Origin of the sequence: Psychrobacter proteolyticus (genome assembly GCF_038155145.1) — a bacterium.
In the GTDB taxonomy this organism is placed as follows: Bacteria; Pseudomonadota; Gammaproteobacteria; order Pseudomonadales; family Moraxellaceae; genus Psychrobacter; species Psychrobacter proteolyticus_B.
Window position 1 is genome coordinate 1 of the sequence record NZ_JBAKAY010000115.1, and the last position, 224, is coordinate 224.

Genomic DNA, 224 nt, shown 5'->3' on the forward strand with positions numbered 1-224 from the left:
TTCGACTAAGTTACCTTTGTCCAATAACGTAGGATAGCGCTTATCTGCTTCGAGGCGCGTAGTGAATATCGCCAACACATCAGGACGATCAGGATAGTAAGTAATCTTACGGAAACCTTCTGGCTCGCATTGAGGCACAAACATTGTATCGTCACCACTACCGGCCATATATAAACCTTCAAGCGCAATTAGTCTGTGGGCAGATACGCACTTGAATGTCTAAA

General features: G+C 44.6%; 1 pseudogene. It reads right to left on the minus strand.

Annotated elements, in window-relative coordinates:
- Positions 1-224, minus strand: a pseudogene (locus V6252_RS13195) (hypothetical protein); the annotation flags it as partial.